Source organism: Mycobacterium sp. P2_H7, from assembly GCF_056403275.1.
This window is the reverse complement of record NZ_JBFUFU010000017.1, coordinates 34,020-49,093: the sequence shown is the minus strand read 5'-3', so window position 1 is coordinate 49,093 and position 15,074 is coordinate 34,020. Positions and strand designations below refer to the sequence as shown.

Genomic DNA, 15,074 nt, shown 5'->3' with positions numbered 1-15,074 from the left:
GGTCTTCTCACGAGGGGGGAACCGGTCCCTGTGAGTTCCGGGCGTGAGTTACCGTGGTCGCCGTGGCCGAATTGGTGCGTACCCCGCAAGTAGTTGTCTCGGATGCCGAGATCTTCGCCGCCCATGAGGGCGGGAAACTCTCGGTCGCGTTGAACGAGCCGCTGGACACCCAGCGCGCCCTGTCCATCGCCTACACCCCGGGCGTGGCGCAAGTCAGTCGTGCGATCGCCGCCGACGCGACCCTGGCCAAGAAGTACACCTGGGCCAACCGCCTCGTCGCCGTCGTCAGCGACGGCAGTGCGGTGCTGGGCCTCGGTGACATCGGACCTGCCGCGTCGCTGCCCGTCATGGAGGGCAAGAGCGCGCTGTTCAAGACGTTCGGTGGGCTGGACTCCATCCCGATCGTGCTGGACACCAAGGACCCCGACGAGATCGTCGAGACGCTGATCCGGCTGCGCCCCACCTTCGGCGCGGTCAACCTGGAGGACATCTCCGCCCCGCGCTGCTTCGAGATCGAGCGCCGGGTCATCGAGGCGTTGGACTGCCCCGTCATGCACGACGACCAGCACGGCACCGCCATCGTGGTGCTCGCGGCGCTGCTCGGGGCGGTCAAGGTCCTCGACCGCGACATCCACGACCTCAAGGTCGTCGTCTCCGGCGCCGGTGCCGCCGGTGTCGCCTGCACGAACATCCTGCTCAACAGCGGCATCAAGGACATCGTCGTGCTGGACAGCAAGGGCATCGTGCAGACCAAGCGCACGGACCTCAACTCCTTCAAGGCCGAACTGGCCGGGCGGACCAACCCGCGCGGGCTCGCCGGTGGGGTGGCCGAGGCCCTCAACGGCGCCGACGTCTTCCTCGGTGTGTCGGCGGGCCTGGTGCCCGAGGAGCTCATCGCGACGATGGCGCCCGGCGGCATCGTGTTCGCGCTGTCCAACCCGGACCCCGAGATCCACCCGGACGCGGCGCGCAAATACGCGGCCGTCGTGGCGACCGGCCGCAGCGACTTCCCCAACCAGATCAACAACGTGCTGGCCTTCCCGGGTGTGTTCCGGGGTGCGCTGGACGCTGGCGCCCGCCGCATCACCGAGGAGATGAAAGTGGCTGCGGCGCATGCCATCTTCTCGGTCGTCGGCGACGATCTCGCGGTCGACCACATCGTGCCCAGCGCGCTGGACCCGCGGGTCGGCCCGGCCGTCGCCGCGGCCGTGGGTGAGGCATCGCGCGTCTGATGCGCCGGCTGGCCACTGTGCTGGTGGCGGTGGGGGTCGTCGCCGGATGTTCGGCGCCCCCGCCACCGCCGTCGGTGGCCGTCGGTGCCCAGCAGGACGCCGAGTCGGCACTGCTGGCGCATCTGTACGCCGCGGCACTGCGCTTCTACGGGAGTGCCGCGCACGTCGAGGTGGCCCCTGATCCGGTGGGGGACCTGGACTCCGGTGACGTCGACGTCGTCCCCGGCCTGACGGGCGTGCTGCTCACCCGGTTCGAGCCCGACGCCCCGGCGCGGTCGGCGGCCCAGGTCTACCGCTCGATGGTGGCCGCGCTGCCGGAGGGGCTGACGGCCGGCGACTACGCGGACACCACCTCGGACAAACCGCTGCCCGCGGTGACCGATCGCACCGCCCACGACTGGGGTTCCACCGACACGCTGGCGCTGCTCAAGCGGTGCGCCACCCTGCGAATCGGTCAGGTGACCGCGCGCCCGGCGCCCAACGCGCTGGCCGGTTGCGTGCTCCCGAAGGCGCGTGAATTCGCCGATGACCCAGCACTTTTCGCGGCGCTGCAGGCCGGCAAGATCGACGTGGCCTGGACGTCGGCCGCCGCGCCGGACATCCCCGCGCAGGTGACCGTGCTGTCGGACCGCACCGCGCTGGTCCGCGCGGAGAACGTGGTGCCGGTGTACCGGCGCAACACCCTGAGCGAGCCGCAGGTGCGGTCCATCAACGAACTGGCCGGGGTGCTCGACACCGACGCACTGGCGCAGATGCGCGCCGAGGTCGCTGCCGGGCAGGACCCGGGCGCGGTGGCCGCCGCATATCTCGACGTCCACCCGCTGGGCCGTTAGCGGGGCAGCATCTTCCCGACGACGCCGGCGAAGAGCTTCTGGTAGCCCGACCCGGTGAGACGGACGATCACGTCCAGCACCTTGGCGTCGGCGCCGACGAGGACGCGTGCGTGGTTCTTGCGGACCGCTTCCAGGATGATCCGGGCGGCTTTCTCGGGCGTGGTCTTCGCCAGCTTCTTGTCGAACACCTTGGCCAGATTCTCGGCATCCAGCCCTTCCACGGCGCCGGCATTGCGGGCGATGGCGGTCTTGATGCCGCCGGGGTGCACCGCGGTGACCTTCACGGGGCGCTTGGCCAGGACCATCTCCTGGCGCAGCGCCTCGGTGAAGCCGCGCACCGCGAACTTCGCCGAGTTGTAGGCGGCCTGGCCGGGCACCGAGAAGATGCCGAACAGGCTGGAGACGTTGATCACATGGCCGTCGCCGGATTCGATCAGGTGCGGCAGGAACGCCTTGGTCCCATTCACCACGCCCCAGAAGTCGACGTCCATGACGCGCTCGATGTCTTTGTACGAGCTGGCCTCGACGTCACCGGTGAACGCGATACCGGCGTTGTTGTAGATCTGGTTGACCTTGCCGAAGTGCTCCTTCACCGACGAGGCGTACAGCTCGAACGCCTCCCGCTCGGTGACGTCGAGCCGATCGGCCTTCACCGGGGCGCCGATGGCCTTGAGGCGCTCCTCGGTGACCGCCAGGCCCTCCAGGTCGACATCGCTGATGGCCAGCTTGGCGCCGGACCGTCCCAGCTCGATGGCCAGTGCCTGACCGATCCCCGACCCGGCACCGGTGACGACGGCGACCTTTCCGGCAAAGCCCTCCATGAACACTCCTCGCGTATGCGGTTCGACTCGCGTCGAGCTTAGCTGCCGCCGCCGGTACCGCAGGTATCGGGTAACGCGCACAGGTTGAGCAGCGATACTCAGACCATGACCCGAATCCGGATCGCCGCTCTGACGGCACCCCTCGCGGCAGCGTTCGCGCTGTCCCTGGCCGCTCCCGCCCAAGCCGACCCCGCTCCCGACATCGATTCCTTCGTGTCGGATCTCGGTTCGGCCGGTCTGGGGAACATCGACCCCGGCACGGCGACCGAGGTGGGCCAGCAGGTCTGCCCTATGCTGGCCGAGCCCGGCCAGCAGGCCGCCGACGCCGCCGCACACGTCGCCGACACCCTGGGTCAGTCCCTGGGCCCGGCCACCATGTTCACCGGTATCGCGATCCAGGCGTTCTGCCCGGGCGCGGTGACCGCGCTGGCCAATGGTGACTCGCCCCTGCCGTTCGGCCTGCCCGGCTTCTAGACCAAACAGAAATGCGCGAGATCCGAAAGGATCTCGCGCATTTCTGCGTCGTGCGGTCTTACGGGGCGAACGACTGGTCGATGATCTCCTGCTGCTCGACGGCGTGCACCTTGGAGCTGCCCGACGACGGCGCGCTCATGGCCCGCCGCGAGATCCGCTTGATCCCGGTCAGCTTCTCCGGCAACAACTCCGGCAGGGACAGCCCGAACGTCGGCCACGCACCCTGGTTCGCCGGCTCCTCCTGGACCCAGAAGTACTGGTCCACATTCGGGTACTGATCCAGCGTGGCATTCAGCCGGCGTTTGGGCAGCGGGTAGAGCTGCTCCACCCGCACGATCGCGACATCGTCGCGCTGCTCCTTGGCCTTGCGCGCGACCAGCTCGTAGTAGACCTTGCCGCTGGTCAGCAGCACCCGCTTGACCTTCGTCCGGTCGCCGACGCCCTCCTCGTAGGTGGGCTCCTCCAGCACCGAGCGGAACTTGATCTCGGTGAAGTCCTTGACGTCGCTGACGGCGGCCTTGTTGCGCAGCATCGACTTCGGGGTGAAGACGATGAGTGGCCGGTGGATCCCGTCCAGCGCGTGCCGGCGCAGCAGGTGGAAGTAGTTGGCCGGGGTGGACGGCATGGCGACCGTCATCGAACCCTCGGCGCACACCTGCAGGAACCGCTCGATGCGGCCCGACGTGTGGTCGGGACCCTGGCCCTCATGGCCGTGCGGCAGCAGCAGCACGACGTCGGAGAGCTGGCCCCACTTGGCTTCACCCGAGGAGATGAACTCGTCGATGATGGACTGCGCACCGTTGACGAAGTCACCGAACTGCGCTTCCCACAACACGATTGCGTCCGGGTCGCCCACCGAGTAGCCGTATTCGAAACCGACGGCGGCGAATTCGGACAGCGCCGAGTTGTACACCAGGAACTTGCCGCCGGTCGGGTTGCCGTCGACGTCCGCCGTCAGCAGATCCAGCGGGGTGAACTCGGTGCCCGTCTTGCGATCCACGATCACCGCGTGCCGCTGCGTGAACGTGCCACGCTGGACATCTTGGCCGGTGAGCCGCACCGTCTTGCCCTCTGCGACAAGGGTTCCCAGTGCCAGCAGCTCGCCGAACGCCCAGTCGACCTTGCCCTCGTAGGCCATCTCCCGGCGCTTGTCGAGCACCGGCTGCACGCGCGGGTGCACGCTGAAGCCCTCGGGTGCCGAAAGATGCGCGTCACCGATGCGCGCCAGCAGGGACTTGTCGACCGCGGTGGTCAGCCCCTTCGGGGTGAGCTGATCGGATTCGACCGACTCGCTCGGCTCGATGGTGTGCTTCTCCAGCTCGCGCACCTCGTTGAAGACCCGCTCCAGCTGGCCCTGGTAGTCGCGCAGCGCGTCCTCGGCCTCTTTGATCGAGATGTCGCCACGACCGATCAGCGCCTCGGTGTAGGTCTTGCGGACGCCGCGCTTGTGGTCGATCACGTCGTACATCTCGGGCTGCGTCATCGACGGATCGTCGCCCTCGTTGTGCCCGCGGCGGCGGTAGCACAGCATGTCGATGATGACGTCCTTCTTGAACGCCTGACGGAATTCCATGGCCAGCTGGGCCACCCACACGCAGGCTTCCGGGTCGTCGCCGTTGACGTGGAAGATCGGAGCGCCCACCATCTTCGCGACGTCGGTGCAGTACTCGCTGGATCGCGAGTCCACCGGTGAGGTGGTGAAGCCGATCTGGTTGTTGACGATGATGTGGATGGTGCCGCCGGTGCGGTACCCGCGCAGCAGCGCGAGGTTCAGCGTCTCGGCCACCACGCCCTGTCCTGCGAAGGCGGCGTCGCCGTGCATCATCATCGGCACGACGGTGAAACCGCCGGGCCCGTTGCCCTTGTCCAGCAGGTCCTGCTTGGCGCGGACCAGGCCTTCGAGCACCGGGTCGACGGCCTCGAGGTGGCTGGGGTTGGCGACCAGGGAGACCTCGATGTCGTTGTCCCCGAACATCTGCAGGTAGGTGCCGCTGGCACCGAGGTGGTATTTCACGTCACCGGAGCCGTGGGCCTGGCTCGGGTTCAGGTTGCCCTCGAACTCGCTGAAGATCTGCCCGTAGGGCTTGCCGACGATGTTGGCCAGCACGTTGAGCCGGCCGCGGTGCGGCATGCCGATGACGACCTCGTCGAGGCCGTGCTCGGCGGCCACGTCGATGGCGGCGTCCATCATCGGGATGACGGTCTCCGCGCCCTCCAGCGAGAAACGCTTCTGCCCAACATATTTGGTCTGCAGGAAGGTCTCGAAAGCTTCGGCCGCGTTGAGCTTGGACAGGATGTACTTCTGCTCGGCGACGGTCGGCTTCTCGTGCTTGACCTCGATGCGCTCCTGCAGCCACTTCTGCTGCTCGGGCTCCAGGATGTGGGTGTACTCGACACCGACGTGGCGGCAGTAGGCGTCGCGCAGCACCGACAGCACGTCACGCAGCTTCTTGTATTCGGCCCCGGCGAAACCGTCGACCTTGAACTCGCGGTCCAGGTCCCACAGGGTCAGCCCGTGGGTCAGCACGTCGAGGTCGGGATGGCTGCGGAACCGGGTCTTGTCCAGGCGCAGCGGATCGATGTCGGCCATCAGGTGGCCGCGGTTGCGGTAGGCGGCGATCAGCTCGATGATGCGGGCGTTCTTGTGGCTGATCGAATCCGGGTTGTCGATGCGCCAGCGCACCGGCTCGTACGGGATGCCCAGCTCGCGGAAGATCTCGTCGAAGAAGTCGTCGTCGAGCAGCAGCTGATGGATGGTCCGCAGGAAGTCGCCGGACTCCGCGCCCTGAATGATGCGGTGGTCGTACGTCGACGTCAGCGTGATCAGCTTGCCGATGCCGAGGTCGGCGATCCGCTCGGGGCTGGCGCCCTGGAATTCGGCCGGGTACTCCATGGCACCGGCGCCGACGATGGCACCCTGGCCGCGCATCAGCCGCGGCACCGAGTGCACGGTGCCGATGGTGCCGGGGTTGGTCAGCGAGATGGTCACCCCGGCGAAGTCCTCGGCGGTCAGCTTGCCGTCGCGGGCGCGCCGCACGATGTCCTCGTAGGCGGCGATGAACTGGCCGAATTCCATCGTGTCGCAACGCTTGATGGCCGCCACCACGAGCTGGCGGGCGCCGTCCTTGCCCTGCAGGTCGATGGCCAGACCCAGGTTGGTGTGCGCCGGCGTGACCGCGGTGGGCTTGCCGTCCACCTCGGCGAAGTGCCGGTTCATGTTCGGGAACTTCTTGACCGCCTGGACGATCGCGTACCCCAGCAGGTGGGTGAAGCTGATCTTGCCGCCGCGGGTGCGCTTGAGGTGGTTGTTGATGACGATGCGGTTGTCGATCATCAGCTTGGCCGGGATGGCACGCACGCTGGTGGCGGTCGGAACCTCCAGCGAGAAGTTCATGTTCTTGACCACCGCCGCGGCGGCGCCACGCAGCACCGACACCTCGGCGTCGTCCGCGGGCTTGGGGGCGGGGGGAGAGGCCGGCTTGGCGGGGGCTTCCGCCTTGGCCGGTGCGGGCGCGGCTTTCGCGGGTGCCTCGGCCTTCGCGGGTGCGGCCTCAGCAGCCGGAGCCGGGGCCGGAGCGGCGGCGGGCGCGGCCTTGGCGGCACCGTTGGTGGTGGCCGAATCGGTCACCGGTTCGGGCGAGTAGTCGACGAGGAACTCATGCCAACTGGGGTCCACCGAGGAGGGGTCTTCGCGGAATTTGCGATACATCTCCTCGACCAGCCACTCGTTCTGTCCGAAGGGGGATGGGGAACTGGTCACGGCAGTTCTTCGCCTCGATTCCATCTGTCACAGCGGGCGTGTGTGATGAGCCCACCACGTGTGTGCGGATATCCGCGCTCGGCCGCATAAAGGCTATCCCTTTCGGTTGCGGCGCGACCAGGCACATCGGCCTGACGTACCAGGCCGGTGGCTCGTGCTGACATACCGTCCGTCATGTCAGTGACAAGGCGGCCGGTATGTCCGGTGTCACGGGCGCAGCACGAGCAACGTCGCCGGCCATCGGGGCGGCGGATTGCCGAACGCCCTGCGGGCATTTCCGACGATCTTCTTGCCCATCAGCCGGTTGCCCACCCCGCCGACGACGGCGCCGATGCCGACCGGAAGCAGCTTGCCGAACGCGATCGCGCCGCGCTTGAGGGTGTACTTCTTCACGAAGAAGCGCAGCAGCCTGTTGTTCAACTGCGAGACCGCGGGCAGGGGCAGCGTCGCGGCCCCGTCGGACAGCCAGGCGCCGCTGGTGCGCCTGGTGCCGAGCAGGTCGGCCACCGCGTGCTTGCTGTCGTCGCCGACCAGCACCGCGAGCACCAGGGTGCGGCGCCGCTCACGGTGCTCGGCGGGAATCCCGTGCACCTCGGCCACGGCCAGTACGAACACGGCGGTGGCTTCCAGGAACACCACGGTCTCGCCAGCGACGGCGGACATCGCGGCCAGTGTGCCGATACCGGGGAACGCGGCGGCCGATCCGACCGCTGCGCCGCTGGCCATCACGGCGGCCAGGTAGTGCTTCTCCAGGCTGGCGATGATCTCGGCCGGGGTGGCGTCGGGCCTCTTGTCGCGCAACCGGCGGACATACGCGGTGACCGCGGGTGCTTGCACCCGAGTGCTGCGCTCCAGCAGTTGGGACAGGACCTTGGCGGCCGCGCTGGGATCCTCGTCGTCGCCGTCACGGGTGGCCGGAAGCCGGCTGGTGCTGTTGGACCGAGCGTTCATCGCTGCATCTCCTGAGAAGATCCCGTGCCCTGCTTGTACAACAAGGCTAACCACCCTTCAACGACGGGTGGCGGACCCCCGGTGCCCGAACGTGACGGCAGTCACTGTTCGCCCTGCGCGGAAGAAAAAACCGATGTGCGGTGCTGCCTCTGACCGTGGCAACATCCCTCAGCGTGGAAGCGACCCCGACCCCGAGCCGCCTCCGGATCATCATGGTGCTGGGCCTCCTGATCGCGCTCGGCCCCCTGACCATCGACATGTATCTGCCGGCGCTGCCCCGCATTGCCGACGATCTGTCGGTGTCCTCATCGGTGGTGCAGCTGACGCTGACCGGCACGCTGGCCGGACTGGCCGTCGGGCAGCTGATCATCGGGTCGCTGTCGGATTCACTGGGCCGGCGCCGGCCGCTGATGGTCGGGATCGCCCTGCACATGATCGCGTCACTGGTGTGCCTGTTTGCACCGAACATCCTGGTGCTGGGGCTCGGCCGCGGTCTGCAGGGCTTCGGTGCCGCCGCGGCGGCCGTCGTCGCGGTCGCGGTGGTCGGCGACCTCTACACCGGCACCCTGGCCGCCACCGTGATGTCGCGGCTCATGCTCGTCCTCGGCGTGGCCCCGGTTGTCGCGCCGTCGCTGGGCGCCGCGGTGCTGTTGAAGGCGTCGTGGCACTGGGTGTTCGCCGCGCTGGTGGTGCTCGCCGGTGGGCTGCTGCTGCTGGCGGCGATGGCGTTGCCCGAGACGTTGCCCGTCTCGCATCGGCGGCCGTTGCACTTCCGCAGCATCGTCGCCACCTACGGAGAGCTGCTGCGCGACGCGCGGTTCGTCATCCTGGTCCTGGTCGCGGCGCTGGGGATGTCCGGGCTGTTCGCGTACATCGCCGCCGCGCCGTTCGTGCTGCAGGGGCGCTACGGGCTGGACCAGCAGACCTTCGCGCTGGTGTTCGCGGCCGGGGCCATCGCCCTGATCGGTGCCACCCAGGCCAACGTGCTGCTGCTCAAGCGGTTCTCGCCCCAAACCATCACCGTGTCCGCACTGGGAGTGTCCGCGCTGGCCGCGGCGGTGTTCGTCGCCCTGGCGGGCTTCCACGTCGGCGGGTTGTGGGGCTTCCTCGTGCCGGTCTGGGTGATCCTCGGGGCCATGGGTCTGGTCATCCCGAACGCGCCGGCTGTGGCGCTGTCCCGTCATTCCGACGCAGCGGGAACGGCCGCCGCCTTACTGGGCGCGGCGCAATTCGGTTTGGGTGCCTTGGTGGCGCCCCTGGTCGGCGTGCTCGGGAACAACGAGTTCGCGCTGGCTCTGGTGATGGTCGTCGGTTCGACCATCGCGCTGTTCGCACTGCTCGCGGTCGGCGGCGGCACGGCCGTGGCGGACGACGTGGCGGACGGCGAGCGCATCCCCGACGCGGCGTAAGTTGTCGGGCATACGGCGCGTCGGTCGCGCCGCCTCTCCGATACCCGAGTAGATGCCCGAAAACCTGACTGATCGACGCGTGCCTGCGGCTAGCCAGGCCAACCCCTGGCATGCGCTGTGGGCGCTGCTGGTCGGGTTCTTCATGATCCTGGTCGACTCGACGATCGTCGCCGTCGCCAACAAACGCCTCATGGAGGCGCTGAACACCGACTACGACGGCGTCATCTGGGTGACCAGCGCCTACCTGCTCGCCTACGCCGTGCCGCTGCTGGTGGCAGGTCGGCTCGGTGACCGGTTCGGTCCGAAGAACCTCTACCTGCTCGGGCTGACGGTGTTCACCCTCGCGTCGCTGTGGTGCGGCCTGTCCGGGTCCATCGAGATGCTGATTGCCGCTCGCGTGGTGCAAGGCATCGGGGCGGCGCTGCTGACGCCGCAGACTTTGTCGACCATCACCCGGATCTTCCCGCCGGAACGGCGCGGTGTGGCGATGAGCGTGTGGGGCGCCACCGCGGGGGTGGCCACCCTGGTCGGTCCGCTTGCCGGCGGTGTCCTGGTCGACGGGCTGGGCTGGCAGTGGATCTTCTTCGTCAACGTGCCGATCGGGGTGATCGGCCTGGCGCTGGCGGTGTGGCTGGTGCCGGTGCTGCCCACCGAGAAGCACAGCTTCGACCTGCTCGGCGTCGCACTGTCCGGTATCGCGATGTTCCTGGTCGTCTTCGGGCTGCAGGAGGGCCAGTCGCACGACTGGGCGCCGTGGATCTGGGCCACGATCGTCGCGGGCGTGGGCTTCATGGTGGCGTTTGTCTACTGGCAGGCTGTGAACCCGCGCGAACCGCTGATCCCGTTGACGATCTTCCGGGACCGCGATTTCACCCTGTCGAACGTCGGTATCGCGGTCATCGGTTTCACCGTCACCGCGATGATCCTGCCCGTCATGTTCTACGCCCCCGCGGTGTGCGGGTTGTCCTACACGCGGTCGGCGCTGCTGACCGCCCCGATGGCAATCGCCACCGGCGTGCTGGCGCCGTTCGTCGGGCGCGTCGTCGACCGGGCTCATCCCGCGCCGATCATCGGATTCGGCTTCGCGGCCATGGCTGTCGGGCTGACCTGGCTGTCGATCGAGTTGACGCCGACCACCGCCATCTGGCGACTGCTGGTGCCGCTGACGGTGATGGGTGCCGGGATGGCCTTCATCTGGTCTCCGCTGGCGGCCACCGCGACGCGCAACCTGCCGCCGCACCTGGCCGGCGCGGGGTCGGGTGTCTACAACACCACCCGCCAGGTCGGCTCGGTGCTCGGCAGTGCGGGCATGGCGGCGTTCATGACCTCGCGGATCGGCGCCGAGTTGCCCGGCGGCGGCGCGCCCGCCGGCACCGAGGGGCAGGCCACCGCGCTGCCGGAGTTCCTGCGGGAACCGTTCTCGGCGGCGCTGTCCCAGTCGTTGTTGCTACCGGCGTTCGTCGCACTGTTCGGTGTGGTGGCCGCGCTGTTCCTGCGCGGCAACGTCGGGTCCCCGCGGCTGGTCACGGGGCTGCCCGCACCTCGGCTGCCGGGGCCGGTGGCGCCGCAGCATTCCGTGGACGAGCACTGGCACGACGAGGACGACTACGTCGAGTACACGGTGGACTGGTCGGCGCCGCAGGTTCCTGTCACCGACTACCCGACCGACCTGCTGCCTGCGGTCATCGAGGGCCCCGTGCCGGATGAGTCGCTGACCGAGCCGCTCTACGCCCACGTCGAACATCCGTTGCCCGCACCCGCCGACACCTGGCATGCCGGACCTGTCGAGACGTGGCAACACGTAGAACCGGAGCCCGAGCCTGAGCCGGTGTGGCACAGTGCCCTCGACGGTCCGCTCGACAACCGCCCGGCCGAGCCGATCGTCCACCTGCACAACGGCTTTCACGTAGATCCGGAGCCCGAACCGGCGTGGCGCAGTGCCCTCGACGGATTGTTCGACGACCATCCAGTCGAGCCGATCGGCCATGCCCACAACGGCTTTCACACCGATCAGCAGAGTTGGTTTCAGCCGTTGCCACTGCAGTCCGAGCCCGCCGAAGACCAGGGCGATTCCGACTCCGGTGGCAGGCACTCCCGACCCAGCCGCGGCAGGCATTCCCGCGACGACTGACCGGGGTACGACAACTTACGAGGTGACTGCCAGGAACGCGCCCAGCTCGATCAGCCGGTCAGGAGTCGCGGGCAGATAGTCGGTCAGATGTGCCGACCGCACCACGAAGGCAACATACTTCGCTCGGCTGACCGCCACGTTGAGCCGATTCCTGTTGAACAGGAACGACACTCCGCGCGGCGCCTCCTCGGCAGATGAGGTCGCCATGGAGACGAAAACCACCGGCGCCTGCCGCCCCTGGAACTTGTCGACGGTGCCCACCTCGACCTCGCCGAGGCCCGCGGCATCCAGCGCACGACGCAGCGTCACCACCTGGGCGTTGTAGGGCGTGACCACCAGTACGTGCTGCTGGGCCAGTGCGACGGTGCCGTGCTCGTCGGTCCACGCGGTGCCCAGCAGCGTGGAGATCTCGGTGACGATCGCCTGGGCTTCCTCGGGGCTGTCGGTCGAGTTGCCGTCGTGGTCGACGGTCAGCACCCGCACGCCGGGTGTCACTCCCGCGAGATGGCGTGCGCCACTGACATCTTCGCGCGCTTTGAGCCGCCCGTCGTAGGACAGTCGTGAGACGGGTCCGCACACCGCGGGATGCATCCGGTACGAGCAGTCCAGGAAATAACCGCGCTCTTCGGGCAGTGTGTGATGCCCGTCGACGAGCCAGCCGAGCGCGGATCCGTCGACCGGTTCGGGGTGGGTGCCCTGACTGACCTGCGGCAGTTGCTGCGGATCGCCCAGCAGTATCAGGTTGCGCGCGGACGGCGCGACCGCGATGGTGTTCGCCAGGCTGTACTGGCCGGCTTCCTCGACCACCAGCAGATCGAGTGCCAGCCGCGGAATCTTGTTGGCATTGGCGAAGTCCCAGCCTGTACCGCCCACCACGCAGCCGTCGTTGTCGGCGATGAACCCGGCGAACCCGGGGTTGGTCAGCGCGGTCCAGCCACCGTTAACGGTGTTGACCTTCTTGCCGACCCGCGCGCCGTCGACACCGGCGGCGATCACGTCGCGGAACAGGTTCTCCACCACGGCATGTGACTGGGCCACCACGCCGATGCGCCAACCGTGCCCGTTGACCAACCGCTCGATGACCTTCGCCGAGGTGAAGGTCTTGCCGGTCCCTGGGGGCCCGTGCACCGCGAGATAGGAACAGTCCAGCTTCAGCAACGCGGCGGTCATGTCGGCGGCGATGTCGCCGGTGCGGGGGAGCGGTCCGCCGCCGAGAAGGCGTGGGGCGCGGCGCAGCAGGATGTCGGTGACGGCGTCGGGGGGCAGCTCGGGCAGCCCCGCGGCGACCGTCGCCGCGGTGTCGGCGATGGACTCCTGCAGTGGTTTGGTGGTGATCGGCGGACCGGGTGTCAGCGCGAAGGGCAGCTGGTCAAAGGTCTCGCCGCCCTTGGGTTCTCGCTCACAGATCACCACCTGCGTCGGCACCTCGGGGTCATCGCAGTCGAGCACCGTCACCGATCCGAACGCACGGCGGTCCGGATCGTCGGCCAGACCCGCGGGTGCGGGTGGGTCGTAGAGCGCGTACATGTCACCGCCCAGATCACCGTTGGCCAGCTCGCCGGTCAACCGGACGTGGCGCTGGGGCTTGCGCGCCTTCGGTGGCTGGTGCCAGTCGTTGACGACCTCGGCCCGTTCGGCGACGAAAACGTCGCTGTTGTCCGACCATTCGTCGACGGGATTGTTGACGCGGTCGAAGTGCGCCCACCAGAACGGCTTGTCCTCGCGTTTGTGGAAGCCGCGCGCGGCGGCCACCATCGCGACGGCGGTCTGCTCGGCGGTGCGCTCCTCGATGCCGTCGCCGGCGAACTTCATGAGCGTGCGGTCCAGGTCGTCGGACACCTCGACGGGCGCGCCTGCGTCCTTGTCGCGCACCGGTTGTGGGCCTCGCGGTGGGACCTCCGATTCGATGGCCCTGGCCACCAGCCAGTCCCGCAGTCGGCGCGTCGAGCGGCAGTCGTAGCGGTTGTAGTCCTCGATCTCCTTGAGCACGTTGGCCGCTTCGTCGGCGTGCCCGTCGTCGCGCAGTGCACAGAACCTGGCGTACTGGGTGATGGAGTCGGCGGCGTTGGTGACCTCACCGTCGCGCAGTTCGCCGCCCATGTACAGCGGCTCCAGATACTTGATGCTGTAGCTCTCGGTGCCGACTCGAATACTCTTGCGCACCAACGGGTAGATGTCGACCAGGATGCCGTTGCGCAGCAGGTCGTCGACTTCGTCCTCGCCGACGCCGTACCGGCCGGCCAGCCGCAACAGCGTGCTCTTCTCATACGCCGCGTAGTGGTAGATGTGCATCTTCGGGTAGCGCTTCAACCGCTTTCGCACCATCGTGAGAAAGTCGACCAGCGCCTGGCGCTCGGCCGCGCGGTCGTGCGCCCAGAAGGGAGTGAACTCGTCCGCGACGGTCAGGACGCCCCACAGGTATTCCAGGCCCCAGTCGCGGCCGTTGACCGTCCACAGCGGATCGCCCTCGAAATCGAAGAACAGATCGCCCTTGTCGGCGTCGGGCAGCACCATCAGCGGCTGCGCGTCGACGACCTCGAACGGCGGCTTACCGTCGATCCGCTCGGCCACCTGCAGCCGCGCCTGCGCGGTGAGCGCGGTGACCGTGCGCTTGGACAATTCGGGCACGGCGCCGTCGTGCGCGGCCAGTTGGTGCACGGTGTTGATGCCGGCGTCGAGCATCCGGGCGCGCTGGCTGGTGCGCATCCCGGCAACCAGCAGAAGGTCATCGGTCTCTTTGACCTGGGCGCTGCACTCCGGGCAGCGGAAGCAGGCCCGCACCCCGGGGTTCGTCCAGGACACCGGTGCGTCGCCGGCCAGGTGCTCGTCGAGCAACCGCTGCAACGCGGCCCGGCGCGGGAGGTACACCGGCAGCAGTTCGTCGACCCGGTACCGGGAGACGGCGCCGTCGCCGAGCACCAGCTCCACCTCAGCGGCCACCGGGACGCCGGCGGTGGTCAAGGTGTCGGCGTAGGCGGCCAGCTGCAGCAGCGCCTCAACCTTCACCGACCGGGACAGTTTGGTATCCCGCAGCCGGTACCGCTGCCCAGCCGGACCAGACTCGAAATGGAGGAAGTCGGCGAACCCGGCGAAGCGGCCGTCGAACATCGCCGCCTGGTAGATGGCGGGCGCGCGCCGCGTCACCGCGGCCATGGTCTGCTCGGCGGCGGCGGTGAGGCCCGCGACGGTGTACGGGGGCCGGCCGATCACGGTGACGGTGTCCTCGGCGCGCAGTTCCTCGAGGTGACGCTGCTCATGGTCGTGGCCGAGCGCGGCGGTGCGGGCCAGGAGTTCGTCGGCGGCCGACACCTTCGGGCCCCGGCCCAGCTGCGCGTCGAACGACCGCAGCAGCGCGTACTCACACCGGGCAGCCGCTGCGAGGTCGGAAGCGCTGTAGATCACACGATCCTCGGCGACGAACACGCGTCCAGGCTAAGGCAGTCGTGTGACAAGCCCCACGGCC

The 15,074-nt window shown here is 68.5% G+C and carries 9 protein-coding genes; 5 read left to right on the top strand and 4 right to left on the bottom strand.

Features of this window, described 5'->3' with window-relative positions; genetic code table 11:
• Nucleotides 1-62 precede the first annotated feature (62 nt).
• Both AC1DY7_RS23975 and AC1DY7_RS23970 read left to right on the top strand, forming a co-directional pair.
• Nucleotides 63-1,232: an NAD(P)-dependent malic enzyme gene (locus AC1DY7_RS23975; protein WP_477496231.1), complete on the top strand. Its 1,170-nt coding sequence runs from the start codon at nt 63-65 to the stop codon at nt 1,230-1,232.
• Nucleotides 1,232-2,065 (top strand): glycine betaine ABC transporter substrate-binding protein, encoded by an 834-nt coding sequence (locus AC1DY7_RS23970; protein WP_477496230.1) that lies wholly within the window; start codon nt 1,232-1,234, stop codon nt 2,063-2,065. The genes AC1DY7_RS23975 and AC1DY7_RS23970 overlap by 1 nt, the downstream gene beginning before the upstream one ends.
• On the opposite strand, the gene AC1DY7_RS23965 is transcribed toward AC1DY7_RS23970, so the two are convergent.
• The gene (locus AC1DY7_RS23965; protein ID WP_477496229.1) at nt 2,062-2,886 is read right to left on the bottom strand and encodes an SDR family NAD(P)-dependent oxidoreductase; all 825 of its coding nucleotides are present in this window, start codon (nt 2,884-2,886) and stop codon (nt 2,062-2,064) included. The two genes, AC1DY7_RS23970 and AC1DY7_RS23965, sit on opposite strands and share 4 nt — an antisense overlap.
• A gap of 105 nt (nt 2,887-2,991) precedes the next feature.
• Here AC1DY7_RS23965 and AC1DY7_RS23960 point away from each other — a divergent pair, with 105 nt between their 5' ends.
• Nucleotides 2,992-3,360 carry a DUF732 domain-containing protein gene (locus tag AC1DY7_RS23960; protein WP_477496228.1) on the top strand — a complete coding sequence of 123 codons (369 nt, stop codon included), beginning with the start codon at nt 2,992-2,994 and terminating at the stop codon, nt 3,358-3,360.
• A 58-nt stretch (nt 3,361-3,418) separates the two neighbouring features.
• Here the strand turns inward: AC1DY7_RS23960 and AC1DY7_RS23955 are convergent, their stop codons facing one another.
• Both AC1DY7_RS23955 and AC1DY7_RS23950 read right to left on the bottom strand, forming a co-directional pair.
• Nucleotides 3,419-7,144, bottom strand: a complete 3,726-nt coding sequence (locus tag AC1DY7_RS23955; RefSeq protein ID WP_477496227.1) for a multifunctional oxoglutarate decarboxylase/oxoglutarate dehydrogenase thiamine pyrophosphate-binding subunit/dihydrolipoyllysine-residue succinyltransferase subunit — start codon at nt 7,142-7,144, stop codon at nt 3,419-3,421.
• Between the two features lie 183 nt (nt 7,145-7,327).
• Nucleotides 7,328-8,071: a hypothetical protein gene (locus AC1DY7_RS23950; RefSeq protein ID WP_477496226.1), complete on the bottom strand. Its 744-nt coding sequence runs from the start codon at nt 8,069-8,071 to the stop codon at nt 7,328-7,330.
• Between the two features lie 155 nt (nt 8,072-8,226).
• Between AC1DY7_RS23950 and AC1DY7_RS23945 the strand changes: the two genes are divergently transcribed.
• Together AC1DY7_RS23945 and AC1DY7_RS23940 are read left to right on the top strand one after the other, a co-directional pair.
• Nucleotides 8,227-9,480 carry a multidrug effflux MFS transporter gene (locus tag AC1DY7_RS23945; protein WP_477496225.1) on the top strand — a complete coding sequence of 418 codons (1,254 nt, stop codon included), beginning with the start codon at nt 8,227-8,229 and terminating at the stop codon, nt 9,478-9,480.
• A gap of 52 nt (nt 9,481-9,532) precedes the next feature.
• Nucleotides 9,533-11,611 (top strand): MFS transporter, encoded by a 2,079-nt coding sequence (locus AC1DY7_RS23940; protein ID WP_477496224.1) that lies wholly within the window; start codon nt 9,533-9,535, stop codon nt 11,609-11,611.
• Nucleotides 11,612-11,626: 15 nt separating this feature from the next.
• On the opposite strand, the gene AC1DY7_RS23935 is transcribed toward AC1DY7_RS23940, so the two are convergent.
• Nucleotides 11,627-15,034 (bottom strand): TM0106 family RecB-like putative nuclease, encoded by a 3,408-nt coding sequence (locus AC1DY7_RS23935; protein WP_477496223.1) that lies wholly within the window; start codon nt 15,032-15,034, stop codon nt 11,627-11,629.
• Nucleotides 15,035-15,074: the final 40 nt, after the last annotated feature.